At 51.9% G+C, this 25,807-nt stretch carries 20 protein-coding genes; 17 read left to right on the top strand and 3 right to left on the bottom strand.

Going from position 1 to position 25,807, the window contains the following annotated elements:
- Positions 1-37 precede the first annotated feature (37 nt).
- From uxaC to JET16_RS23515, 5 genes are all read left to right on the top strand, one after another.
- Entirely contained in the window at positions 38-1,426 is a 1,389-nt protein-coding gene (gene uxaC / locus JET16_RS23535; protein WP_199621224.1) for a glucuronate isomerase, read from the top strand.
- 69 nt (positions 1,427-1,495) lie between these two features.
- On the top strand, positions 1,496-1,864 hold the full coding sequence (locus tag JET16_RS23530) for a DUF2294 domain-containing protein (protein ID WP_199621135.1): 369 nt from the start codon (positions 1,496-1,498) through the stop codon (positions 1,862-1,864).
- Positions 1,865-2,007: 143 nt separating this feature from the next.
- Complete coding sequence (locus JET16_RS23525; RefSeq protein ID WP_199621134.1) at positions 2,008-3,033, top strand: sodium-dependent bicarbonate transport family permease; 1,026 nt, start codon at positions 2,008-2,010, stop codon at positions 3,031-3,033.
- 139 nt (positions 3,034-3,172) lie between these two features.
- Positions 3,173-3,979 carry a sigma-70 family RNA polymerase sigma factor gene (locus JET16_RS23520; protein ID WP_199621133.1) on the top strand — a complete coding sequence of 269 codons (807 nt, stop codon included), beginning with the start codon at positions 3,173-3,175 and terminating at the stop codon, positions 3,977-3,979.
- A gap of 455 nt (positions 3,980-4,434) precedes the next feature.
- Entirely contained in the window at positions 4,435-4,764 is a 330-nt protein-coding gene (locus JET16_RS23515; RefSeq protein WP_199621131.1) for a hypothetical protein, read from the top strand.
- A 48-nt stretch (positions 4,765-4,812) separates the two neighbouring features.
- On the opposite strand, the gene JET16_RS23510 is transcribed toward JET16_RS23515, so the two are convergent.
- A complete protein-coding gene (locus tag JET16_RS23510) occupies positions 4,813-5,211 on the bottom strand; it encodes a hypothetical protein (RefSeq protein WP_199621128.1) in 399 nt (132 codons plus the stop codon).
- A gap of 224 nt (positions 5,212-5,435) precedes the next feature.
- Between JET16_RS23510 and JET16_RS23505 the strand changes: the two genes are divergently transcribed.
- The gene (locus tag JET16_RS23505; protein ID WP_199621126.1) at positions 5,436-6,224 is read left to right on the top strand and encodes a class I SAM-dependent methyltransferase; all 789 of its coding nucleotides are present in this window, start codon (positions 5,436-5,438) and stop codon (positions 6,222-6,224) included.
- Between the two features lie 35 nt (positions 6,225-6,259).
- On the opposite strand, the gene JET16_RS23500 is transcribed toward JET16_RS23505, so the two are convergent.
- Positions 6,260-7,030 carry a carbon-nitrogen hydrolase family protein gene (locus JET16_RS23500; protein ID WP_325176763.1) on the bottom strand — a complete coding sequence of 257 codons (771 nt, stop codon included), beginning with the start codon at positions 7,028-7,030 and terminating at the stop codon, positions 6,260-6,262.
- A gap of 159 nt (positions 7,031-7,189) precedes the next feature.
- Between JET16_RS23500 and JET16_RS23495 the strand changes: the two genes are divergently transcribed.
- Both JET16_RS23495 and JET16_RS23490 read left to right on the top strand, forming a co-directional pair.
- Complete coding sequence (locus JET16_RS23495; protein WP_199621124.1) at positions 7,190-7,861, top strand: helix-turn-helix transcriptional regulator; 672 nt, start codon at positions 7,190-7,192, stop codon at positions 7,859-7,861.
- Positions 7,858-8,523 (top strand): AlkZ-related protein, encoded by a 666-nt coding sequence (locus tag JET16_RS23490; protein ID WP_199621122.1) that lies wholly within the window; start codon positions 7,858-7,860, stop codon positions 8,521-8,523. The genes JET16_RS23495 and JET16_RS23490 overlap by 4 nt, the downstream gene beginning before the upstream one ends.
- A gap of 379 nt (positions 8,524-8,902) precedes the next feature.
- Here JET16_RS23490 and JET16_RS23485 read toward each other — a convergent pair whose 3' ends face one another.
- Positions 8,903-11,218 (bottom strand): AraC family transcriptional regulator, encoded by a 2,316-nt coding sequence (locus JET16_RS23485; RefSeq protein WP_199621119.1) that lies wholly within the window; start codon positions 11,216-11,218, stop codon positions 8,903-8,905.
- Between the two features lie 126 nt (positions 11,219-11,344).
- On the opposite strand from JET16_RS23485, the gene JET16_RS23480 reads away from it, so the two are divergent.
- The 9 genes from JET16_RS23480 (at position 11,345) to JET16_RS30270 (ending at position 25,622) form a co-directional block, all read left to right on the top strand.
- A complete protein-coding gene (locus JET16_RS23480) occupies positions 11,345-12,841 on the top strand; it encodes an extracellular solute-binding protein (RefSeq protein ID WP_199621115.1) in 1,497 nt (498 codons plus the stop codon).
- A 224-nt stretch (positions 12,842-13,065) separates the two neighbouring features.
- Positions 13,066-14,631, top strand: a complete 1,566-nt coding sequence (locus tag JET16_RS23475) for an extracellular solute-binding protein (protein ID WP_199621112.1) — start codon at positions 13,066-13,068, stop codon at positions 14,629-14,631.
- 84 nt (positions 14,632-14,715) lie between these two features.
- Positions 14,716-15,627, top strand: coding sequence for an ABC transporter permease (locus JET16_RS23470; RefSeq protein WP_199621109.1), 912 nt, complete (start codon positions 14,716-14,718; stop codon positions 15,625-15,627).
- Positions 15,628-15,653: 26 nt separating this feature from the next.
- Positions 15,654-16,535: a carbohydrate ABC transporter permease gene (locus JET16_RS23465; protein WP_199621107.1), complete on the top strand. Its 882-nt coding sequence runs from the start codon at positions 15,654-15,656 to the stop codon at positions 16,533-16,535.
- 97 nt (positions 16,536-16,632) lie between these two features.
- A complete protein-coding gene (locus tag JET16_RS23460; protein ID WP_199621105.1) occupies positions 16,633-16,950 on the top strand; it encodes a cupin domain-containing protein in 318 nt (105 codons plus the stop codon).
- Between the two features lie 68 nt (positions 16,951-17,018).
- On the top strand, positions 17,019-22,439 hold the full coding sequence (locus JET16_RS23455; protein WP_199621103.1) for a pectinesterase family protein: 5,421 nt from the start codon (positions 17,019-17,021) through the stop codon (positions 22,437-22,439).
- A gap of 40 nt (positions 22,440-22,479) precedes the next feature.
- Complete coding sequence (locus JET16_RS23450; protein ID WP_233532150.1) at positions 22,480-23,892, top strand: family 43 glycosylhydrolase; 1,413 nt, start codon at positions 22,480-22,482, stop codon at positions 23,890-23,892.
- Positions 23,889-25,004 carry a prenyltransferase/squalene oxidase repeat-containing protein gene (locus tag JET16_RS23445; protein ID WP_199621097.1) on the top strand — a complete coding sequence of 372 codons (1,116 nt, stop codon included), beginning with the start codon at positions 23,889-23,891 and terminating at the stop codon, positions 25,002-25,004. The genes JET16_RS23450 and JET16_RS23445 overlap by 4 nt, the downstream gene beginning before the upstream one ends.
- A 195-nt stretch (positions 25,005-25,199) precedes the next feature.
- On the top strand, positions 25,200-25,622 hold the full coding sequence (locus JET16_RS30270) for an MFS transporter (RefSeq protein ID WP_233532148.1): 423 nt from the start codon (positions 25,200-25,202) through the stop codon (positions 25,620-25,622).
- The last annotated feature ends 185 nt before the right edge of the window (positions 25,623-25,807 follow it).

Here is a 25,807-nt window from a genome sequence, read left to right as displayed (position 1 = left end):
GGTGGATGAACATATGGCAACGGCAACGGCGGCTTTTATGAACGAACATTTTCTATTATCGAACAAGACTGCGAAAACCCTTTATCACGATTACGCCAAGCAGATGCCGATCATAGACTATCACTGCCACTTGAGCCCGAAAGAAATATACGAGAATAAGACGTATAAAAACATAACGGAAGTATGGTTATACGGGGACCATTACAAGTGGAGAGCGATGCGCGCCAACGGCGTCGAGGAGAAGTACATTACCGGCGACGCGAGCGACTACGATAAGTTTGTGGCGTATGCGAAGACGATGCCGATGACGATCGGCAATCCTCTGTACCATTGGTCGCATCTTGAGTTGAGAACATATTTCGGAGTACAAGAGCTGATTAACGAAAAGAACGCTCCTGTCATATGGGACAAGGTCAACGCTCAACTCAACGGCGAAGGGTTCGGGGCGCGTGACCTGATTACGAAGTCCAACGTGAAGGTCGTTTGCACCACCGACGATCCTGCCGATTCGTTGGAGTATCATGTAAAGCTCAAAGGTGAGGGCGATTTTCCTGTAGCGGTGCTTCCGTCGTTCCGCCCGGATAAAGGGTTGGAAATCAACCGCAAAGGATTTCAAGATTGGTTGCGTAAACTCGAGGAAGTTTCCGCCCTATCGATCGGCGGGTATGATGATTTTCTTGCCGCCTTGGAGTCGCGAGTTGAATTTTTCCATTCCGTCGGCGGCCGGGTGTCCGACCATGCGCTCGATTATGTGCCGTATGCGGAATCGACGAAGGAAGAAGCGGCGGGTATTTTCGCCAGGGCGCTGAAAGGCGAAACCGTCAGCTTGGAGGACGAGCAGAAATACAAGACGCATACGCTGTTGTTCTTGGGCAAGCTGTATGCGGAGCGGGGATGGGCGATGCAGTACCATATCAACGCCGCCCGGAACAACAACAGCCGTATGTTTGCAACACTCGGTCCGGATACCGGGTACGATTCGATGAACGACAGTACGATCGCGTATCCGTTATCCCGGCTGCTCGATTCGCTAGACAAAGAAAACGCGCTCCCGAAGACGATACTTTATTCTTTGAACCCAACGCAGAACCATCTTCTTGCGACGATCATCGGCAGCTATCAAGGCGGCGGCATTCCGGGTAAAATGCAATTCGGCTCTGCCTGGTGGTTCAACGATACGAAAGAAGGCATGATCGCGCAGCTCAAGACGCTTGCCGATGTCGGGCTGCTCAGCCGGTTCGTCGGCATGCTGACGGATTCGAGAAGTTTCTTGTCGTACACGAGACACGAGTACTTCCGAAGAATTCTTTGCAACCTGATCGGCGAATGGGTCGAGAACGGAGAGTTCCCTGACGATATGGAACTGCTGGGCGAGATTGTGCAAAACATTTGCTATAACAACGCGAAGGAATATTTCCGTTTCTAGCGGCAGCGAGTTTGACAAAGATAATTTTTTCGGTATAATGGCTTAGAACATTTGTACCGGGGGAATGCGATGAAGACCAAGGGAATGGTTGAAGCCGAAGTCAGCAAAGCATTAACCCAATGGGAGAAGGACTTTCTCGGCCGCGGATCGGTAGTGGTCAAGGCGGATATCGTCCGGAATATGGTCGTTGTCTTGCTCAAGGGCGTTCTTACGCCTGCGGAAAAGCTGCTCTCTTCCGAGAAAGACGGGATGCTTTCGATCAAGCGGATTCGCTCCGATTTGGTGGAGGCCGGCCGCGATCAGCTTGGAGAGTTGATTTTTGAGGTGACGGGCCAGCGTGTCGTCTCGTTCCATACGGATATATCGACACGCAGCGGCGAACGGATGATGGTATTTATATTGGACGGCAACCTCGAAGAACGCTTAATAAACAAATAGCTGCATTAGCTGCATGCCAGGAGACTAACAAAGCGTCAAAACGACGAGTTGTGAATAAACCGGCAATTATTCGGAACTATGGAAGGAATTCGCTTCCGCGGTTCGGGTAATTGCCGGTTTTTAATTTAGAAAGGGGAACGAGCATGTCGGACATTCTGATCAGCAATATTATTTCTCCGGCAGTATTAGTGTTTATGCTTGGTTTGGCGGCCTCGCTTTTGAAATCGGATCTGGCCGTGCCGAAAGGATTAAGCGATTCTTTAAGCATCTATTTGCTATTGGCGATCGGGCTTAAAGGAGGAATAGAGCTGTCGAAATACCCGGTAACGGAGTTGGTGAAACCGCTGTTGGGGGGAGTACTGCTCGGCTGCTTTATCCCGCTCGTTACGATCTTGTTTTTATTGAAACGCAACATTGACGAATATCATGCTGTGGCGATCGCCGCGACTTACGGTTCGGTCAGTATTGTCACATATGGTGCGGGGGCGGATTTTTTGCAAGGAACGGGGGTGCCTTACGAAGGATTTATGAGCGCGGTTGTCGCGGTGATGGAAGTTCCTGCAATCATGATATCCTTAATGGTCCTAAACGCCTTCAAGTCAGGAACGTCGACGGGTAAACAAGCAAGCTCGGCTACGTTTCATTCCCGGTGGATTCCTGTATCCATGAAGCATGTCGATCTTCGCATCGTCCGCGAAACGCTCATCAGCAAGAGCATCTTGCTTCTTCTTGGCGGACTGCTCATAGGATGGGCGTGCGGTGTGGAGGCGAGGTCCGTTATACAACCTTTGTTTATTGATTTGTACAGAGGGGTATTAATCCTGTTTTTATTGACTATGGGGATCGTCTGCGGCGCTCAATTAAGGGAAGCGGGAACAAAGAACTCTGCACTTATCGGGTTTGCATTGCTGGCTCCCTTAGTTTACGGCTTGTTGGGGGTGCTTTGCGGCAAATGGACAGGTCTGTCGCTTGGAGGCGCCGCGCTAATGGGGGTGCTGTCCGGCAGCGCTTCCTACATAGCGGCCCCGGCTGCGTTAAGATCGGCCGTCCCGCAGGCAAATCCGTCCACATACCTCGGACTCGCGTTGGGAATCACTTTCCCGCTCAATCTCTCGATCGGCATTCCGTTCAACTATTTTGCCGCCAAACTGATTTATTCGATATTCTAAGCCGCAACGGAGGCTTTCATCCGTTCAGCAAACTTTCAGCTTTGCCTCATTTTTCTTTCAGCTTGGACTCATCTCACTTTAAGGAAGTCTGCCTATACTGGATCTTGTAATACCAATCAGATATAGGAGGAATGAGAAGATGAAGAAGTCAGTCAAGACCCTTGGAATTGCCGCAGCGCTTGCGGCCGTAATCCCGCTTACCGCCTACGCGGCCACGAGCTCTGGAACGAGTTCGGATGCGGCTTCAGGAACGCAGTCCGGCAGTGCAACTGTTGAAAGCAAGATCGACTACCGCGGCTGGGGACATTTTGGAATTGTCAGCCAAGAAGTGCTGGATGTGCTGAAGCTTGATCAGGCGGCATTTCAAGCAAAGGTGAAAGAGGGCAAAACGCTCGCCGAAATCGCCGAAGAGCAAGGAGTGTCCCGCGACAGCCTAAAACAGGCGCTCTCCGAATCGTTCAACGCGAAAATCGAGGAGCAGAAGAAACAGTTCGGCGAAAATCTCGACACGATGATCGATTCGAAGTTTCAGGAAATAGGATTCGGCAAGCATCGGGGATTCGGCGGTCATATGTTTGGAGGGGGCGATTTGAGCGCGGCGGCGGAAGTGCTCGGGTTGACGAACGAGGAATTGAAAGAGGCGTTAATCTCAGGGAAATCGCTCGCTGATGTGGCGAAGGAAAAAGGCGTTGAAGTGCAAAAAGTTATTGACGCGCAGGTCAAAGCCCTTACCGAACGAATCAATCAAGCGGTAACGGACGGCAAGCTAACGGCAGAACAGGCAGAGGAGCAAATTTCGAAGCTGACCGAGAAGGTGGAAGACATGGTGAACGGAACCGGCTTTATGGGCGGCAGGGGACATAAAGGGTTCGGCGGTCCTGGCCGCGAAATTCCTCCGGTTGATGCAGGCGCCGGCGATGCAACCGGCACAAGCACAAATACTTAACCCTTGAACAAAAAGACACCGAAAATGGTGTCTTTTTTGATTGCCTGTATCCGGCAGCACGGCAATTTCATGCTTAATGTTCATCCGATTTCTTGCCACCGTCCTCCCCTGATATTCATCTCCCCGACTCTTTCAATCTGTACCGGTACAGATTATAAATTAATGTTGTATTTTGTAAAATAATTGGGGAAATATAGGCGGTTGACCGATACAGATCTTTAAGATAACGATAAATTTGCGGTGATTTTCGATTGTTTTATGCATCTGTACCGGTACAGATTGAAAGGGAGCGCAGAACAAGTACCTGCGAAAGGGAATATTGATATCTAAGATGGTTGCTCTGACTTATCATAACAGGCGATTTGGGAAATAATTAGAAAATATCGGAAAAGATGAAAAAGGAACGCATCAAAAGTTTACATACATGAACTACGATTAGAGGAGAACATCAACGAATGGAAAAAAATGAAGTGAAAGCTATCCTCGATGATCTTGGGAAAATTGATGACTTACCTCATCAGGTACAGGAGAAGGTACGCGAACTTAGGGGGTATATCCTCGAGATGAACGACGACGACTTCAGCAAGCTGACGAACGGAGCCGTAAGTCATCCTGCCTCTGAGGAACCGTACCGGGAGCGGGATCCGCGCTATGCGGTTGAAGAATTATATGTCGCCGTAAATGAATATTCAAGTGCTCCCTCAAAGAAAGATGACAAGCTTTTATCTTCTATTGTTCATCGATTGGCCGGCTTGAGCCATCCATATGACCGCGATTTCCCTTAAAACTATGTTAATGACCGGATGGCTATGTACCGGCTCGAAATGCGGCGATCAAGCAATCTCCGGTTGCGCACCGTACACGCTATGTTTGACGATTTCTTCGATCTCATCCATCTGAAGAGCGAACGTCTCCGGCGAAATGCTCCCGCGCTCGAGTCGTAGTTCCAGCTGCCGCATTAATTCGCGCATCTGCAGACATACGACGTCTTGCGGATCGCGGTCGTTGTTTCTGGCGATCTCTGCCAGCGTAGCCCCTTTGTATAATGCTTCCCTGACTTCCTCCTCTGAAGATGCCCCCAGCACTTGGAGAAATTCGTCCTCTTCGGTGCCCGGGTTCATCGTCTTCGAAGACGGATCCGCCTTCGCGGTATCCCTCTCCGTAACTTGAGACCCCAGCGCAACCGCTACGGCCAATGTACCGAGCATGAGCATCCTTTTGGCATGTATCATCCGGCACCATCCTTTCTTCGTCGTCGGTTGCTGTGATACCGCTATCATACACGAGAAACCTGAAAATCAGATTAAGAAACGATGATAAATTTTAACACAAACAAGACACCGAAACGGTGTCCTTTGGTGTGGACGCTAATATAAGTCTATACTTTCGGAAAAATTTTCTTTATTGTATATAAGCCGGCCGGCAAAACCCATTGTGGAGGTGCTGATACGAAAACATGTTTCCCGATCTGACTCTGCATGCGGATTATTTGAGAGGGCAAACCAAAGAATGGTGCAGTCAATTGGCCGCTCAAACCGGGAAGTACGAATTCACCTGGAAATATTACCACGAAGGAACTGCGTCTGAGGACATTTTGACCGAAGAGCTTTCGAAGCTGTTGCACGGGAAAGTGCTTGATGTGGGCTGCGGCCACGGTGAGTACACGAACCGATGGGCGGATGCTGCGGAAGAAGTGGTCGGTTACGACATGACGGAAGGATTTATCGCGACTGCGAACCGGTACCGAAAACCGAATGTACGGTTTGTTACCGGGCGAACGCATGACGGACTGCCGTTTCCGGATCATTATTTCGACGTTGCATATACGAAGAAAGGTCCGAGCAGTTGGTATCGGGAAGGGAATCGGATTGTCCGGCCGGGAGGCGACATATTGTTATACCATCCCGGAGACGGCGACGGCGAAGAAGGCGAACTTGGACTTTGCTTTCCCGGCTTGTTTCCGCCGCCGGCTAGAGGAACGCCGATATTGGATAAGATCGAAGAACGGCTGGAATTAAGCGGCTTATCTGACATTCGCTTGAGAAAGCTGAAGGAAATTATATGGATACCGACACCCGAAGACATACTAATCATGTTAAGCTTCGGACAAAGCGAACGGTTCGCCCAATACGTTCGGGAGACGTGTTTTAACGGTGTCAATACCCTCTTTGAACGGCATGCGGCCGGCAAGGGAATCAAGGTTACGAATTTTTTCTATCTTATTCACGCTAAAGCAACTGGCTAACACAGGAAGGCTGCCGGCCGGCAGCCTTTATCCGATCAGGTTAGAATTTGCGTATGAAGAACGCCTTCACTCCAGTTTCCCGATTCAGCCGTACATTTCCCTCTCGGATCGAAGAGATATCCTCCACCGGGAAAGTCTTCGTCGATTGTACGCCCTGCCTGTGTGGAAACTCCAATAAACATTGAATTATCGGCAGCGTACTTCCCCAATTTCTCCATGCAGTTGCTTCTCCACCAGTTAAAACCGGATGACCAATTCCGTGTTTCCTGTTCCCCGTACAAACCGGGAGCGGCGCTTTCAAATACGATATCGGCGCCTTTCCGAGCATATTCACGAAATATGTCCGGATCGTCTATGTCGGCGCAGACGGATAAACCGAATGTGAGTCCGGATACATTAAATATCGGTTGTTGATCGCCGGGAGTGAACCAATACTCCTCTCCGTCTTTAATGGTTTTCTTTCTATACGATCCCAGCAATGTCCCGTTGTGAGCAACAAATTGATTGATATACGGCTTGCCGTTCGGGTTATATTCCACAAATCCGGCAATGACGCAAATAGAATAGTGGCCGCTTAAACGGATGACTTCGCTGACCGCTTGGTGATCAATGGATATAACGGCATTCGGAAATTTCGCGGGATCAATGTAACCGGTGATGTTCATTTCGGGAAAACATATGAAATCAACATTATTGGCTTGCGCTGCGGCGATATATTCGCTCATCGATTGCAGATTACGGTCGACGGCCGCTTTTTCACTTTTCATCTGCACCAAGGCAAATTTGTATTCTTTTTTCGTTTCCACTGAAAGTCACCGTCTCCCTCATTGATATTTAACAAATTGTACTATGAAACCGCTTCGCTATGAAGAGTATTTTGTTCGATAGCAGCTTTTCGAATTGGTGACAAACAAAGTGTCACCAATACTATGCTATATTGTAAGAAACGGACGGGGGCGCTGAGCGTGAAGCGAAAGGACAGGCTGTTTGCGATATTGTTGGCGCTGCAGCAGCGGCAAGAAACGGCGCAATCTCTTGCGGCAAAATTTGAAGTGTCCAAGCGCACGATTCTTCGCGACATGCAGTCGTTAGCAGAGATAGGCGTGCCGTTCAACTACACTTCAGAGGGCAAATGGCTGAACATTTTTTACCGGTCGCAGCGTCATCGGCGTTGGCTGCAGATTAAGCCGAATCGGGTTGTGATAGCCAACGGGTTCTGGTATTGCGATGCATATTCCCACACTCACGGAGAGGACCGGACATTCCGGATCGACCGGATCGATTCCATCGAAGTGACCGCCCCGCCTGAACAGCCGGAAACGGAACGCGTTGTCCCGGAACAACCGCAAATGCAGCCGACCCGCATCAGAGCCATATTGACCTACAAGGGTATGCTTCAAGTCGAGCAGGACGAGCACATTGGCGAACGTATTCGAGCGGTGTCCGATGAAGAATGGGAACTCGATTTTATTTGTCCGCCTTCCGAGTGGAAATGGTTTATTCGTTACTTCTATTCTCTTGGGATGGAAGCGGAGGTCGTTGAACCTGAGTCTTTGCGGGAGAGCATTCATGATATGGCGGTGCAAATGTGCGAACGTTATCAACGCAGGAACACGAAAGGAGTCAAAACAACGTGAAGATTTCCAACTACCAGGAGTTTGTCCAAATATTCGAGAAATATAAAATCTTCCCATTTTCGGATTTCGTCCCGGAATATCCGTCGCTAACCGCGGTTGCCGCACATCTTCAATGGCATTCGGGGGCGGAATCGGACCCGTGGTTATGGCGCGTTCGTATCGTGGAGGACGGAGTTGCGGCATACGGCAAATTTTTCGGCAGCAAAGCATGTTTCATACATATTTCTCTCTTTCCGTTAGTAAAGACCATCCTTACATCCGGCAGACCGGCAGAAGATCGGTACAACGTCGGACTTATGTCGAGAACGGCTTTTCATATTTATAAAATATTACTGGAGCACGGCAGCGTCGATTCCCGGACTCTTCGCAAACTAGCAGGTTTGGGTGACAAAGAGCACAAAAAAGAGTACGAGAAAGCGCTAGTCGAGCTTCAAAATTACGGCGATGTTGTAATAACCGGAGCGAAAGGGAATGAAAATGATTCCGGCTGGAGCAGCATGTGTTACGAATTAGTGGATTCATGGATTAGTGACGAAGATTTTTCGATCTCCGTATCCGAAGCAAAGGAAGTACTGCAAACGGAATTGGAGAAGTTCTGCACGTCAAATAAATCGTATGCGTTTTTTGCGAAAAAATTGGGGTTGGAGGTTGTTAACAGATGAAGAAGTTATCTTTTGAACAATGCGAAAGAGTCCGGAGTTTCATCAAGACGGGCGCAAGGATGCTGGAGCGCGCTTTATTCGAGTACGAGTTCGAATCGGGGGACATTTGGTTGTGAAATAAGGGATTTTCACGTACTTATATGTTGGTGTGTGTGACTTCAACAAAGGCGATAGGGGATTTTGGAGTACTTATTTTTCTTCTTAAAGGGCAAACATAGCGGCAGCATGTCACAATAAGTACCTCAAAATCCCTTAACCGCTTTCAAGACGCTTCGACGATCGTAAATAAGTACCGCAAAATCCCTTATGTCATCAAAGGAGGTCCGCAATGAGACAGGATAACGCAGACGGCACTCGTAATCACAAGGAAAAACAGCCGCTAACCGCTGGCGTTTCCGTACTTGCTCCTGTATTGCCCCGGAGTCATCCCCTCGAGCTTCCGGAAGGAGCGGATGAAATTTTGCGGATTGTTATACGTTAATTTCTCCGCGATATCCTTGATCGGCATGTCCGTTTCGATCAGCCATTTCTTCGAAATGTTGAACCGGTACATCGATAAATACTCGCTGAAGGACATATTCGTCTCTTTCTTGAACACGCTGCTCAAGTAAAAATTGTTGTAATGCAGCCGCGAGGCGACTTCTTCGAGTGTAAGATCCGTATCATATTCGTTCCGGATGATTTCGATGATCTGTTCGGATATATTTTGGTACTGGGATTGTTGACGGTCCCGGAAAACCTGAATCATCGGAGAGATAAGCCGGGACTTAAACCAACTCTCGATTTCGGAGCTGACGTAAAGCTGCAGCAGTTCTTCGTATATAGAGCTTTCCCGGATTTTGATTTGCTCCAGCGGGATTCCGGCTTCTTGCATGACGATCATCAAATCGTTCAACAAGCGGATGAGCGATATTTGATACTCGTGAGGCGTCCGGTCTTTGCGGAAAACTTCTTCAATCCATTGTTTCAGCAGCTCGCATGCCCGCGGCTCGTCCGCCAGCTTGATCGCATCGATCAGTTCGTTCTCCGCTTGCATCGGATAGAAATATACTCGCGAATGCTGGCCTGAGTTCAAGCTGAAATAAGGGATGATCACCCCTTTCCCAAGCTTCAACCGGTGCTTCAGCGCTTCCATGCCTTCCTGGTACGCCCTCGACGCCTTCCTCAAGCTCTGGAACGGCAAGCTGATCCCTATGCTGACCTCCAAATCCAGATAATGTCTCATGTTTTTTTGGATTTGTTCGGTCAGCTTGTACATATAGTCGTTAAATTCATCCAACGTCATGCCGCCGCGTCCTATAAGCGTGACTTGGGTTTGGTCGAGAATGACGGGAGGCAGCCGGTCCGCTGCAGGCACCGACTCTTCGATAATATTGTTTATCGCAAATAACAGCAGATCCAGATCTTTCTGATCGTACCGGGTTTCTTCCAATATATCGATTTGCAGAGTGAATACGGCGAGATGCTCCCAAGCTTCGACTTGTTCGTCGTAACCGAATTGCTCGATCTTCTCCTTGATTTCGAACGGATCGATTTGACCCTGAAACAGCTTATGAAGGAAAAATGTGCGGACTTGCCGGCTGTTTTGGTGCAGCTCGCTGCGCAGCTTCGTGTTCGAAGCGAACAGTTCCCGGATATGCTCGTCGATGATTTGCAGCTCGTTCTTTTTGTTTGCTTGCATTTCGGGCAGACGCTCGGCGATGCTTTGGAATATGTGACGAATCGGCATATATACCCTGACGCTGCCCAGCCAAACAAATAGAACGCTAAGTCCGATGATCAGCATGCAGACATAGAAGGTGAACCATCCGATCGATCTCGATTCTTCCGTAATTTTGGACATTTCCGTGAAGGATACGTAAGTCCAGCCGTTAAACGCGGAACGGACATAAGTGACCGATACGGAAGCGTTTCCAACGTTCGTCTCGAATTGTCCGGATTTCGATTCGAACCGGGACAGATCGTCATTCTTCACATACCCCGCATCCGTCAACAGCGTTCCGATTTTGCTTTGGTCGGAGTGAACGATGATCCGAAACTCGTGATCCAACACCATCACTTCCCGGGAAGCCGTCCGGCTGTCCATCATGTCCGCCATGCTGCAGCTCGGAATGGTCGCCAACGCAACGCCGCGCGTGTTGGATGTATGGAGAGGCATCTTCTTGACCAAGGCAATCGTGTACGGGCAAGCATAACTTAGGTTGTCGCTGTCTACCAGAGATTCCGTTTCAAGTATGACCCATTTCGTACTTCCGTCAAAATCCATTAATGAAAGCAAAGTATCTTTGGAGCCGTATTTATCGAAGGCGTATAACCCACGGTTGTTGACGACCCAGCCCGAAACCGCATTTGCCAGTATGACGTCCGTCACCTTCGTATCTGGAGATTGCAGCAGGCTGAGCTCCTCTTTCAATTTGTTATATAGCTGGAAATCGTAATAAGTTAAAGGACGGTATAGCGCTTCCTGCAATTGGTTCGTGCTGATGACGTAGTTAAGAGTATAGTCTACCGTACGCAGCACTTGTTCCATGTTGCCGTTCATTTGTCTCATAATTTGAACGTTGCTTTCGTTCACATGGTTTTGGATCGATGTCGACGATTTCATATATGAAAAAAAACCGAGCGCTAGAAGGGGGATGATGCTGATGGCGCATCCGAATATGATCATTTTCGTATAAAGGCTGTATTTGCTCATGCGGCCCCACCTTCCACCTTCCAAATCCATGATGTACTATCATTCTAGTGGTAAAAAACAGAAGGTTCAATAATAACATTGTAGGTTATAATCGCCATATAAAGCAACGAACCGGGGGGCGGTAAAATGTTTGCGAAATTGTTACTTTGCGTGCTGTCAGTCGTCATGTCTGCCGCCGCATTGGCCGGATGCGCATATACATCCGGAACGGCAGCGTCACAGAATCGGACACATATAACGATCATGGCAAATCTTCATTCGCTGGAGGTTCCGTCGGATAAGATTGAAAAGCTTGTTGAAGAAAAGACGGGTACGGAACTGGATATACAATGGATTCCGGACGGCAGTAACGACGAGAAAGTCAACGCCGCGATCTCAACCGGCACGCTTCCGAAAGCGCTTTATTTGAAAAATGCCGCCTCCTTCCCGCTGTTCCGCGATCAAATCCGCAACGGCTTGTTCTGGGAAATAGGCTCTCTGCTCGACGATTATCCGAATTTGAGCAGGTTGAAGACGGAAGTTCTGAACAATATATCGGTCAACGGAAAGCTCTATGGTTTGTACCAGGAGCGGCCGTTGTCCCGCCAAGGTATCATCTACCGCAAAGACTGGGCGGATACTCTGAAGCTGAAGGCGCCGGCGACTCTCGATGAATTGTACGTCATGCTGAAACAGTTCACGCATAATGACCCGGACCGCAACGGCAAGGACGATACTTTCGGTTTGACGGATCGCGGCGATTTGGTTTACGGCGCGTTCAAGACGGTGAGCACCTACTTCGGAACTCCGAACGGTTGGGGTGAACAAGACGGCAAATTGCTGCCGGAATTCATGTTCCCCGAGTATATGGAAACGATGAAATTTTTCCGTAAGCTCCATCAAGAAGGGCTCGTCAACCGGGATTTCCCGGTAACCGGAAAAGTGGACCAACAGGCTTTGCTTCTAAACGGGAAAGCCGGCATGTACATCGGAGCAATGGGCGATGTAATATCGTTGGAATCGAGACTGAAGGCGGCCGTTCCGGAAGCGGCCTTGGACGTGCATAACAGGATCAAGGGCCCGAAAGGTTACGGGGTGTGGGCCAATCAAGGGTATGGCACGGTCGTGCTGTTTCCTAAATCCGCAATTCACACGGAAGCCGAATTGAAGGACGTGCTTGCATTTTTTGACCGGTTGATGAGCGCCGAAATCAGCAATCTTATCTATTGGGGTATTGAAGGCTCGCACTACGAATTGAAGAAGGGCAAAGTGGTGCCGACGGATAATACGAAACTGACCCATAAGGAAGTGAAACCGTACCAGTCTCTCCTGATCGGCGGCCCAAGCACGATCTCAGGAATGCTTGAACCGGAATTTCCGCTTCGGGCCAAGGAGAAGGCGGAGGCGCTTACTAAAGACAATGAAAGCATGCTGATCCACGACCCGACGGCTTTTCTCGAATCGGATACTTATAATGAGAAGGGCGTAAGACTGCAAGAAACTATAAAAGACGCCACCTACAAGTTCATGCTGGGCTTGATCGACGAGCAGGCCTTCCAATCCGAAATCGAAAGATGGCTGGAGCAAGGGGGAAGCAAAATCATCGAGGAATATAACGCCTCGTACACAAACGCTGCCAACTGAAAATTCGGTTATACACTTCCGCTCCTTTAAAGCAAAAGGGCGGTTTTTTTGCTGCATAACATCCATAATCATTAGATTTGATATGCCTGTAACCGGTAATCGCGAAGGAGAATTGTTGAGTCCCTAATCCTAGGATTATGTACGTAATGAGGCCCGCTGTTTTACGATGACGTTGCAACGCACGCTGCATATGACACTGATTTAAACAAACGGAGGTCGTAAACATGGCAAAGAAGAAGGCCGGCACCATGCTGGCAATCGTAACGGCAATCGCCTTATTGGCGGGATGCGGCGGCAATAACGCAACCGATTCCGGCAATGAGCAACCGTCAAACCAAAGTTCGGGTCAAACCGGCGGGACGGAACAGAAGGAAACGGAAACAAAGAAACAGCCGGTAAAAATTACAATGATGGCGAACTTGCATACGCCGGAAGTCCCTTCCGACATGATTGAAAAGATGGTTGAAGAGAAAACGAACACTCAGCTAGAAATCCAGTGGGTTCCCGACGGTACGTATGACGAGAAAGTGAACGCTTCGTTCGCAACGGGCACGCTGCCGCAAGCGACGAATTTGAAAAACGCGGCATCGCTCCTCAACATGCGCGGCGCCATCCGGAGCGGACAGTTCTGGGAAATCGGTCCGCTGCTCGACCAATATCCGAACTTGAGCAAGTTGAAGCCGGAAGTTCTAAAGAACACTTCGGTCGACGGAAAAATATATGCCCTGTACCGGGAAGTGCCGTTGTCGCGTCAAGGGATCATCTTCCGGAAAGACTGGGCGGATGCGCTGGGACTGAAAGCGCCGACAACCATCGATGAGTTTTACGATATGCTCAAACAGTTCAAGGAAAACGATCCTGACGGAAACGGAAAACACGACACGATCGGTTTGACCGACAGGAGCGACTTGATTTACGGCGCATTCAAGACGGTAAGCTCGTGGTTCGGTACGCCGAACAATTGGGGAGTGAAAGACGGCACGCTCATGCCGGAATTCATGTTCCCGGAATATTTGGCGACGATGAAATATTTCCAGAAGCTTCATAAGGAAGGCTTGATCAACCAAGACTTCCCGGTAACGAGCAAGACGGATCAGCAAAACTTGTTGATTACGGAAAAAGCCGGCGTTTATGTCGGTTCGATGGGAGACGTTTCGAGCTTGGACAAGAAGTTGACCGACGTCAACCCTAACGCCGTATTGGACGTACAAAACAAAATAGAAGGCGGACCTAATGGATACGGGGTTTGGTCCGTTCCAGGTTACGGTTCCGTAGTCCTGTTCCCGAAATCGGCCATCAAATCCGAAGAGGAACTGAAAGACGTGCTTGCATTCTACGACCAGTTAATGAGCTCCGAGCTGGCGAACTTGATCTATTGGGGAGTCGAAGACAAGCATTACACGATGGAAGACGGCAAAGTCATTCCGTCTGAAGACACGCAATTGACCGACCGCGAAGTGAAGCCGTATCAATCGCTGCTGGTAGGCGGACCGCTGACGATCGACGGGTTCCTCGAGGCAAAGCACGTGCTTCCGGCCAAAGCGAAAGCGGAAGAGCTCATTGTGCAAAACAACGATTATTTGATCCAGGATCCGACGGCGCCGCTCGATTCCAAGACGTTCAGCGAAAAGGGCGCGCAATTGCAAGAAATCATCAAGGACGCCACATACAAGTTCATGCTGAGCGACATCGACGAGGCCGGCTTCCAGGCGGCGGTAAACAATTGGCTGAACAGCGGCGGGCAGCAAATCATCGATGAATTTAACGCCTCATACGAGCAATCGAAATAACGCTTGTAAATCGGATTCAATCGGAGGCTGTTGAACGTTCAACAGCCTCCCCCTATTAAAGGCGAGGGAAGGAAGTATCATATCATGAGCAGCAGCACATTAATGGGGAGAGTCGTGAAAAATCGGGCCATCTATCTTATGATTCTTCCCGGCTTCCTTTATTTCCTGATATTTAAATATATTCCTATGACAGGTCTGGCGATAGCTTTTCAGGATTACCAGCCCTATTTGGGAATCTTGAACAGTCCGTGGGTCGGATTCGCGCATTTCGAACGATTATTCGCCGAGCCGATGTTTTTCACCATTCTTCGCAATACGCTCGTCTTGTTTTCTATGAATCTTATACTCTTTTTTCCGGTACCGATTATTCTCGCGTTAATGCTGAACGAAGTGCGTCACTCGTTCTATAAGCGTTTCGTCCAAACCGTAGTTTACATTCCGCATTTCATGTCCTGGGTCATCATCGTGTCCATTTCTTTCGTCATGCTGTCGATGGACCGCGGGCTGATCAATGAATTGTTAGTCATGGCGGGCTTTGAAAAAATCAACTTTTTAATGAGCACGGAATGGTTTCGGCCGATGTACATTTTCCAAATCATTTGGAGAGAAGCGGGCTGGGGGACCATCATTTATTTGGCAGCCATGGCATCGATCGATCCGCAGCTGTATGAAGCGGCCCGCATGGACGGCGCCAACCGGCTCCGCCAAATATGGCACATTACGCTCCCGTCGATTCGAAGCGTCATTGTGGTGCTGCTCATTCTGAAAATCGGAGACGTGCTGGAGCTTGGATTCGAACATGTATTTCTCCTGCTGAACTCGATGAATCGGGAAGTGGCGGAAATTTTCGATACGTACGTCTACACGGCGGGTTTGAAGCAAGGCCAGTTCAGCTTTAGTACGGCCGTCGGATTTTTCAAATCGATCGTCGGACTCATTCTGGTAATTACCGCGAATTGGTTAGCCAAGAAAGCCGGAGAAGAAGGCATCTATTAATCTGAACATCAGGAGGTGACGGTTCGATGATTCAAGACAAGTCGTTGGGAAGCCGCATATTTGACGGCATCAATTATACGTTGTTACTTTTGATCGCATTGGTTACGATTTTGCCGTTCGTGCATGTCATCGCCGGTTCGTTCACGACCGTTACGGAGCTTGCGCAAAAACAATTCGTTATTATACCGACCGTTTGGTCCCTTGATGCTTATAAGTACATTTTCTCGACCAACGTCATCTTTAAATCGCTCGGCGTTTCCGTGGGCGTCACTTTATTCGGTACGCTGTTCAGCATGTTCTTGACTGCGCTTATGGCATACGGACTGTCCCGCAGAGACTTGGACGGCCGCAAGACGATCATGTTCATGGTGCTGTTCACGATGCTGTTCAGCGGAGGCATGATTCCGACTTTCCTTGTAGTGAAAGAGATGGGGTTGATTGACAGCTATGCCGCCCTCATCGTTCCGACCGCGATCAATGCGTTCAATTTGATTATTATGCGCAACTTCTTCCAGAACTTGCCGGAAGGGTTGGAGGAATCCGCGAAGATTGACGGCTGCGGCGACTGGGGGATATTGTTTAGAATCGTCATCCCGCTCTCGATGCCCGCGATCGCCACGATTTCTCTATTCTACGCCGTTACGTATTGGAATACGTACTTCCAAGCGATATTGTACTTGAACGATGCGTCGAAGTGGCCGGTGCAGGTCATTTTGCGCCAAATCGTGGTGCTGGCGAGCGGACTGGCGGCCGACACCTCCGGATTCGGAGACGATTACGTAAGGCCGCCGGAGCAAACGGTGAAGATGGCGGTCATCGTTGTGGCTACGCTGCCTATTCTTATCGTTTATCCGTTTCTGCAAAAGCATTTCGCCAAGGGCGCGCTGCTCGGTTCGATCAAAGGGTAGTACGTAATATTGAGGAGTGATATATTGGAAACGAAAATACAAACCCCGCTGCATTGGGCTAAAATGGAGGCTGCCGGTCAGCGGAAAGGAGAATGAGATGGCTAATGTAGGGGAATGGGAAAATGCGGAACCGGGAGTAAAACGAAAAGTGTTCGCGCCCGGGGAGCAATTGATGATGATGGAGGTTCATTTCGAAGAAGGGGCGGAAGGGTATTTGCACAGCCACCCTCATGAGCAAATGAGCTATTGCGTCAAAGGCAGCTTCGAATTTTCCATCGACGGCCGCGTCACGATTGTTCGTCAAGGGGATACAATCAGCATTCCGGGCGGAGCGCAGCACGGAGTAAAGGCGCTTGAGCCGTCTGTGCTCTTGGACGCATTTACCCCGTTAAGACGCGATTTGTTAGGCGAGTAGAACAATTTGACGACTACAGCACAGCGACTACAACCAAGTGTCAATTCAATTCATAGGAGGAGTTGCAATTGAGGAAGGTTTTTAGCTTGTTGTTGGCATTGTCGCTGTTTGTTTCCATGATTCCGGCGCAAGCGGCGGAGGATACCGTCGCGTCGGTGCCGGCGTTTCCCGGAGCGGAAGGGGGAGGCATGTATACGACCGGGGGACGTTTCGGCGACGTATACGAAGTAACGACGTTAGCCGATTCGGGAGCAGGGTCGTTCCGGGATGCCGTGAGCGACAGCAACCGTACGGTCGTTTTTAAAGTGGGAGGCACGATACATCTCGAATCGCCTCTTAAAATTACCGGGTCGAATTTGACGATAGCGGGACAAACGGCTCCCGGCGACGGAATTACAGTAGCCGGCTATCCGGTGACGATCGATGCGGACAATTTAATTATCCGCTATATGCGTTTTAGGCTGGGTGACCGTAATTTTACCGAGGCGGATGCGTTCGGCGGCCGGTACCATAAAAACATCATTATCGACCATTGCTCGTTCAGTTGGTCGGTAGATGAAGTGTTGAGTCTGTATGAGAACGAAAATACGACCGTCCAATGGTCCGTCATATCGGAAGCGATGCTGATGACGACGCATTCGAAAGGACGTCACGGTTACGGTGGCATCTGGGGCGGCGTCAATGCAACGTTCCATCACAACCTGTTTGCGCACAACTTGAGCAGGGTGCCGCGTTTTGCGGGCACGAATCCGCTGGACATCGTTGAGAGCTATAACAACGTCATCTACAACTGGGGCATCTTGTCCGCATACGGCGGGGAGAAAGGCCAATTCAACCTGATGAACAATTACTACAAATACGGAGCGAACACGCTTAGGGACATGCGGAACAGCGTGTTTGCCGACGTGAATCCGGAATCGAAAATTTATATTAACGGCAATTTTATGTACGGCGATCCCGAAGTGACGGCGGATAACTGGAAAGGGGTGCGGTCCATCGCCAACCCCGATGCGCGGCTCGATGCGCCGGCCGTTGCGCAATACCCGGGCAATCCGGAGCCTGCGGAAAGCGCTTACGAACAAGTTCTGGCGAAAGCGGGGGCCGTTTTGCCGAAGCGGGACGCGATTGACGCCCGGGTCGTAAATGACGTAAAGAACGGTACGGGGCAGTACATAAACAGCCAACGGGAAGTCGGCGGCTATTTGGAATTCGAAACCGTCGTCTCGAACGTTCCGGACGACGATCACGACGGAATGCCGAACGAATGGGAGCTGGCGCACGGATTGAATCCGAACGACGCGGCGGACCGAAACGGCGTAACGGCGGAAGGGTATACGAATCTCGAAATATATCTGAACTCCATTGTTGGGAACGGCTCGGCGAACCCGGCCGTTGCGATCACATCTCCGGCTTATAACAGCATTGTCGAAGAAGGCTCCGATGTGACGATTACGGCCGACACGTATGACAGCGACGGACACATCGTGAAAGTCGAGTTTTACCGCAACGACGAACGGTTGGGAGAAGATACGGAAGCGCCGTACGAGTTTACATGGGAGAACGTGCAGGACGGAACCCATTATCTCATTGTGAAAGCGACCGACGATACGGGCACTTCGACGCAATCTTCGAATGTCGCCGTACATGTGAACCGTACAGGGGAAACAGCTCCTTGGGCATCCTCCGATATCGGAAGTCCGGGCGTGGCCGGACATACGCAGCTGGAAGGGGCTCCGGACCGGGTGACGGTCAAAGCGGCCGGCGACATTGCGGGAACGAGCGACGATTTCCATTTTGCGTATCAAACGTTGACCGGCAACGGGGAAGTCGTTGCGCGAGTCGAACGCATAACGGCTACGGACGACGGTGCCGAAGCCGGCGTCATGATCCGGGAACGATTGACCGGCAGTTCGCCGATGGCCGCGTTCTTCATTCGGTACGTCAAGGGCGGAATGAAGAGCGTATTGATGACACGGACGGCGGACGGAGCCAATGCGGTAACGACGGAACCGGAGGAGTTTACGGACATTCCCGTTTGGGTGAAGCTGATCCGTATCGGCGATCAATTTACCGCGCTTCTGTCGAAAGACGGCGCCGAATGGAAGGTTGCCGGCAGCCAACAGATCCCTATGGGCGAGACGGTTTACTTCGGTTTGGCGGCGGATGCTTCGAAAGCGGATGACGATGTTAACAAATACAATACGTCATTCTTTACAGGAGCCGCAGTAAACGCATTGCCGGCAGATTTCCCGACGGCGCCGACCGGCGTGACGGCTGCCGGAGAGAACAAAAGCGTTGCCTTAACCTGGAACGCCGTACCGGTAGCGGAAAGCTACAATGTGAAAAGAAGCGCCGTTCCGGGAGGACCGTATGCGGTCGTTGCCGAGGGCGTAACGGGAACTTCCTATACCGATACCGGCTTGACGGCGGGGCAAACCTACTATTATGTCGTTTCGGCCGTTAATGCTCACGGCGAAAGTTTCTTGTCCGCGGAGGTGTCGGCCGAGCCGACCGGCGAAGCCGAGACGATTTATTTGGCGGATGACGACTTTGAAGGGCTGCCGTTAAATACGCTGCCGGAGGGATATACGAGCAGCATCGAGGACGCCGATCATAAGGTTGCGGTCGCAGAAGTGCCTGCCGGCTCTGTCGGCAACGATTCGGCACAGGCGTTGATCGTGTACGATGCGGCTCCGGGCAATACGCAATTTATCCGTAAATTCACGCCTCAATACGGCACGTTCGTCGTAGAAGCCGATATGATGGCGGAACGTTGGCCCGGTACGTCCGCCATCATGCAGCTGCAGAACGATACGGGCACCCGGCGCGCATTGTCGCTCGAAATCCGGAAGCCGACGCAGCCGGTTCCCGAAACGAGCTACACCTTCGTTTATCGCGACGGCAGCGGCGACCATAAGCTGGTTGACACGCCGCCCGTGAACGAATGGATCAATGTGAAGGCGGTCGTCAATGTGCCGTCATCGACGGCGGACATTTATGTCGATCATACGCTGGCGGCCGACGATATTCCGCTGCAGAACGATATGACATCGGACGGCATCGGCCGATTGATCGCTTATATGCCGGGAACGGGCAGCGGCACGATGTGGTACGACAACATTAAAGTGTACGTCGAGCCGGTCGAATCGCCGAAAGGGCTAATCGCGATGCCGGGCAACGGAAAAGTCAAGCTCGATTGGAACGCCGCGGCGGGAGCGGCATCTTACAATGTAAAGCGCAGTGAAGCCGATGGCGGACCGTATACGACGGTCGCTTCCGGAATTACGGATGTGAGCTACATTGATGAGACGGTAACGAACGGTACGACTTACTATTATGTCGTGACCGCGGTCGGGCCGACGGGCGAAAGCGGTCCATCGAACCAAGTGATCGTTACTCCGTCCGAGAACGCAGTCAAGCCTGAGGCGCCGCGCGGCCTGCAGGCGAAGGCGCGCAGCACGCAAGCCGATTTGACGTGGGAAGCGGTGGAACATGCGGTTTCATATTCCGTCAAGCGCGGTACGGATCCGCAAGGACCGTTCACGACTGTCGCCGACAAGCTGACGAATACGTCGTATCGGGACGGAGGATTGACCAACGGGACGGAATACTTCTATGTCGTATCCGCGACGAGCGTTGCGGGCGAAGGCGATGACTCCGCTCCTGTCGGCGTGAAACCGTACGGTACGCTTTCCACCCCGGTTATTACCGCCGAAGGCGGCGACGGAAAGATTGCGCTCCGCTGGGAGCAAGCCGCCGGAGCTCACGAATATGAGGTGAAGCGGGCAACCGATCCTGAGGGACCGTTCGTTTCCATCGCCCAAGGAGTAAGCGACACGGAGTATACCGATACCGGCGTCGAGAACGGATACCCCTATTATTATCGCATCGTTGCGTCGAACGGGGTAACGTACAGCCTCGATTCGAATATTGCGGCTGCGCGTCCGCGGGCGGAAGACGGCACTCCGCAGCCGCCGCAGCTCGTCAAGGCGTCGCCGGGCGATACCGAGATTGAACTGAGTTGGATCGCTTCTACCGGGGCAGACAAGTTTAAAGTCAAGCGCAGCGAAAATGTCGAGGGACCGTATTCCGTCGTTTCCGACGTGTACGGCACAAGCTATACGGATAGCGGTCTAACTAACGGCAACACGTATTATTACGTCGTGACCGCCGTGAACGATGCCGGAGAGAGCGGTTCGTCGATCGTCGTAGACGAATCTCCGGCCACTGTATTCACCGTCGCCGCGGACGGCAGCGGCATGTTCGCGACAGTGCAGGACGCGATCAATGCCGTACCGGACAACAGCGAACAGCAAACCATTATAAAAATCAAAAACGGCGAATATCGCGAAAAGCTGAATGTGCCGTCTTCGAAACGGGACATTCGAATGATCGGCGAAAGCCGCGAGGACACCCTGCTCGTATATAACGATACCGCAAGCACGCCGGGACCGGACGGCCGCCCGCTCGGCACATCGAGAAGCGCCAGTGTGACGGTTACCGCCGACGATTTTATCGCCGAAAACTTGACGATCGCCAACGATGCCGGCGACAATGTCGGGCAAGCGGTTGCTTTGTACGCGAGAGGCGAACGGATGGAGTTCCGCGGCGTCAACTTGCTCGGATGGCAGGATACGTTCTACGCAAACGACGGCCGGCAGTATTTTGTAGACAGCTATATCGAAGGCGACGTCGATTTCATCTTCGGTCGTGCGGCTGTCGTGTTCGACAATTGCGTGATCCACAGCTTAAGCGGAGGGTATGTAACGGCGGCTTCTACCGAAAAAGACCGGCCGGGATACGTATTCCTGAACAGCCGGATTACCGCCGAACCGGGATTGGAAGGACGGGTCGCGCTCGGACGGCCGTGGAGGCCGTATTCGAACGTCACGTTCATCAACAGTTACATGGACGGCCATATTGCCGCAACCGGTTGGGATAACTGGGGCAACCCGGACAATGAAGCTACCGCCTCCTACGGGGAATACAACAGCTACGGCGCCGGCGCGAATCCGCAAGGCCGGTTCAGTTGGTCGAAGCAGCTGACTGTGGAAGAAGCAAAGCTGTACACCGTTGAACGGACACTCGGCGGCGCGGACGGCTGGAACCCGGTGCGTCCGGTCCGGCTGCTCGAAGCGGTGAAGCCGAATGTCTCCCTGACGCTCGATAAGACCGAACTGTGGGCGCCGAATCATGAGCTCGTTCCGATTCAAGCGACCGTCGTTGCGGAAGATGATGAATCAGGCGTTGCGGAAATTGCGCTTCTTTCGATCGTGAGCAACGAACCGGATGACGGATTGGGAGACGGGGATATGAAAAACGATATTCAAGGTGCCGATTACGGAACGTTCGACACGGAATTCGAACTGCGCGCGGAACGTTCCGGTACGGGGAATGGGCGGATCTATACGATTCGCTACGCGGTGAGAGACTTCGCGGGCAACGAGACGATTGTCGAGGAGACTGTAATCGTCCCGCTAAACCAGTAAAAACAGATAGTCCAGTCATATGCATAGGGAGAGAACTGCATTGCAAACGAACATATACGCCCCCGTTATCGGGGGTAACTACGCCGACCCGTCCGTTATACGGGTCGGCGCAGACTATTATATGACTCATTCTTCTTACAAGCTGACGCCGGGATTGATTATTTGGCATTCATGCGATTTGCTTCAATGGAAGCCCGTTTCCGCCGCGTTGACCGAGTTTCTCGGGGACGTATGGGCGCCGGATTTTGTTGAGCATAAGGGCACGTATTATATTTACTTCCCCGCTAACCGCTCCAACTGGGTCGTCACGGCGCCAAGCCCTACGGGTCCATGGAGCCGTCCGGTCAACTTGGGCATAAGCGGCATCGATCCGGGACATACGGCCGGCCCGGACGGGAAGCGCTATTTGCACATGTCCGGAGGTTATATCGTGGAGCTTGCCGATGACGGTCTGTCCGTGACCGGCGAGCCGCGCCGCGTGTATGAGGGCTGGAGGTATCCTGACGATTGGGTAGTCGAGGCATACAGCCTGGAAGGGCCGAAAGTGACATATCGTGACGGCTACTATTATTTAACGGTCGCTGTCGGCGGCACCGCGGGCCCGCCGACGAGTCATATGGCGGTGTCGTCCCGGTCCCGTACCCCGTTCGGTCCGTGGGAGCATTCGCCGTACAACCCGATCGTTCATACGTACTCCGCCGCCGAACGGTGGTGGTCGAAAGGGCACGGTTCGCTGATCGATTCGGAGGACGGAAGGTGGTGGATCGTCTACCACGCTTATTTGAACGGCTTTCATACGCTCGGCAGGCAAACGCTGATCCAACCGATCGAATGGACGGAGGACGGCTGGTTTAAGACGGGGGACAGCGAATTGGAGCGTCGTCCGCCGGAGGAACCGTTCGTCGACGAGTTCGACGGCGACGCGCTCGGGCTGCATTGGCAGTGTGAAGGCGTCGGACGGGAGGAGCGGTTCAGCTGCGCGCGCGGTGCGCTTACGGCAGCCGGCGCACCGGAAGACGCGCCTTCTTCGCCGCTGTTATTCATGCCTTCCCACGAACGGTACGAGGCCGAGGTCGAAGTCGAAGCGAGCGCCGCTGGAGACGCCGAAGGGAGAGTCCTCTTGTATTACAATGACACGGCCTATTTCGGGATGGGCGTGAGCGCGCGGGGCGTGCGGCATTTCCGCTCGTTCAAAAATTATTACACCGTGCCTGGCGACGGGCGAAAAGCATGGGTCCGAATCCGCAACGACCGTCACATCGTTTCGTTTCACTACAGCTTCGACGGGAAGTCATGGGCCAAATACGATAAAGTGATCGACGCATCCGGATTTCATCATAATACGTTCGGGGGATTCCAAAGCTTGCGAATCGGGCTTGACGCCGCCGGCAGCGGCGAGGTTGTCTTCCGGCGGTTTATTTACCGGTCGGCAGAGGGTGGGGATCGTCTATGACACGTAGATTCGAGCAAATATTAGAGGCCGGAGACCGGCAGTTCGACGGTTTCTTCGAATGGCTGGACGGGCAATACGACGAGGCGAGCGGCGGATTTTATTATGCGAGGAGCTCGAAGCGCTCGGGCAAGTTTACGCCGGATATCGAATCGACCGCGCAGGCGTTAAATATATTGGAGCGCAGCAATTTGCTCGACAGATGGAGCGGCCGCTTGAAGGAGAAGGCGGTCCGGTTTTTCCAGTCCAAGCAAGATCCCGCGACGGGTTTCTTCTATGATGATGACCCGAATATGCGCTTGGACGACGTCATGGTCGGCCGGGCGATCGGGTACAGCCTGGGGGCGCTTCACAAATTCACCGCCAAGCCGCTTTACCCGCTGCCGGAGCAAAGCGAAGCGACGCCTGAGTATATGGCTTCTTCGGAAGCTTACGGGCAATGGCTCCGCTCGGTGAGCCTGGCCAACAGCTGGCGCGGCTGCGACAGGCTGTCCAATTCGGCGCCCCATTTACTGGCGCTCGGCCCGAATGAGCGGGAGTCTTACGTGATGGAAGCGTTCGCTTATTTAAACGGCATCCAGCACCCGGAAAGCGGACTGTGGGGGGAAGGATCGCGTTACGTGCAAATATCCGGCACGTTTAAGCTGCACCAGTTCTATAACCGGTTTCAGGTTCCGATACCGCGCAAAGAAGCCATCTACCGTTCCCTGCTCAATGCGCTCCGAAACGACGACGCCACGGATATGTGCTATATCCGCAATCCGATCAGCCTGCTGTCGTCGATGAAACCGGAGATATCCGGCGCCGAGATGGAGGAGATTGCGGACATTACGCTTTCCAATATGGCGAAGCTCAAACGCGAGGACGGCGGCTTTTCGCGGGAAATCGACCGCTCCCCGCCGGCTCCCAATGTGGCGCAAGTGAAAGAGGGCGAGACGTATCCCGATATGCCGGCCGCCGTGCCGATCGGGCTTGGCGAGAAGGAAGGCGACATGAATGCGGGCACGCAGGCGGTGTTGATCCGGTATACCCTGAGGGAGCTTGCGGGACTTCCGCCGACTCACCTTCAGGCGGCCGGACATTTGTTTATCGAGAGGGCCGGCGTCGGGGAATGAGCGATTCGAACGGAAAGGCCGCGGCGCCGAAGCTTTCCGAAGATGCGAACATCACGCGCTTCAATCACGGGATATACCAGTTCGGCAGCGCGCTGTCGGCGATTCTCGTAAATTTGTATTTATGGCGGTTGACGAACGATCTATGGATCAACGGCGCTTACAATTTCATTACGCTGTGCGCGGCCCCGCTGGCGATTGATATACATCGGAAAAATCGCAAAGCTGAAAGACCGTCTGTTCGCATATCGCGCAGGCATATATTTAACGGCGGTCTTCTATTTACTGATCGTTGTCGCCGGGGAGCGAATGGTACAATATTACATTGCTTTCGCGGTGCTCAAGGGAGTCTCGAACTCGTTTTATTTGCTAGGCCATTTCACAATGATCACGGACGTCACCGACAACGCCAACCGCCATTGGTATCTGGGCTTGAATCTGATCATTACGAATATCGCGATGCTGGCCGGGCCGGCGGCGGCCGGGGCGCTGGTCGAATGGTCGGACGGTCTTCAAGGGTACACGTACGTCTATTCGGTTGCGTTCATGATGTTTGCCTTCGCGGCCGCTAACAGTTTAAAGATGAAACCGCAGCGACCCATCACAAAACGTACTACTTAAAATACGCTCTCCCGATGATGCGCAAGCATCCGGCGTACGGCCGCTCATTGTGGGGGTGGTTTTTGTTCGGGATGCTGCAGGGCGTGCTCAGTTATATTCCCGCGATTTTGCTGTATCAGGCAGTACCTAAAGAATCTTTCGTCAATTACAGATTTTAGCCGAGAAAGCCCTCGCCTTTAGGCATG

Source organism: Paenibacillus alkalitolerans, assembly GCF_016482785.1.
Lineage (GTDB): Bacteria > Bacillota > Bacilli > Paenibacillales > YIM-B00363 > Paenibacillus_AE > Paenibacillus_AE alkalitolerans.
Note: the sequence above shows the minus strand (reverse complement) of the source record. Positions and strands in the feature narration are given on the sequence as shown.

Coding starts and splice junctions, on each gene's coding strand:
- JET16_RS23460 (WP_199621105.1), top strand. CDS start 16,633: ATGGCTAATGTAGGGGAATGGGAAAATGCGGAACCGGGAGTAAAACGA.
- JET16_RS23525 (WP_199621134.1), top strand. CDS start 2,008: ATGTCGGACATTCTGATCAGCAATATTATTTCTCCGGCAGTATTAGTG.
- JET16_RS23485 (WP_199621119.1), bottom strand. CDS start 11,218: ATGAGCAAATACAGCCTTTATACGAAAATGATCATATTCGGATGCGCC.
- JET16_RS23505 (WP_199621126.1), top strand. CDS start 5,436: ATGTTTCCCGATCTGACTCTGCATGCGGATTATTTGAGAGGGCAAACC.
- JET16_RS23515 (WP_199621131.1), top strand. CDS start 4,435: ATGGAAAAAAATGAAGTGAAAGCTATCCTCGATGATCTTGGGAAAATT.
- JET16_RS23475 (WP_199621112.1), top strand. CDS start 13,066: ATGGCAAAGAAGAAGGCCGGCACCATGCTGGCAATCGTAACGGCAATC.
- JET16_RS23520 (WP_199621133.1), top strand. CDS start 3,173: ATGAAGAAGTCAGTCAAGACCCTTGGAATTGCCGCAGCGCTTGCGGCC.
- JET16_RS23530 (WP_199621135.1), top strand. CDS start 1,496: ATGAAGACCAAGGGAATGGTTGAAGCCGAAGTCAGCAAAGCATTAACC.
- JET16_RS23465 (WP_199621107.1), top strand. CDS start 15,654: ATGATTCAAGACAAGTCGTTGGGAAGCCGCATATTTGACGGCATCAAT.
- JET16_RS23510 (WP_199621128.1), bottom strand. CDS start 5,211: ATGATACATGCCAAAAGGATGCTCATGCTCGGTACATTGGCCGTAGCG.
- uxaC (WP_199621224.1), top strand. CDS start 38: ATGAACGAACATTTTCTATTATCGAACAAGACTGCGAAAACCCTTTAT.
- JET16_RS23470 (WP_199621109.1), top strand. CDS start 14,716: ATGAGCAGCAGCACATTAATGGGGAGAGTCGTGAAAAATCGGGCCATC.
- JET16_RS23445 (WP_199621097.1), top strand. CDS start 23,889: ATGACACGTAGATTCGAGCAAATATTAGAGGCCGGAGACCGGCAGTTC.
- JET16_RS23480 (WP_199621115.1), top strand. CDS start 11,345: ATGTTTGCGAAATTGTTACTTTGCGTGCTGTCAGTCGTCATGTCTGCC.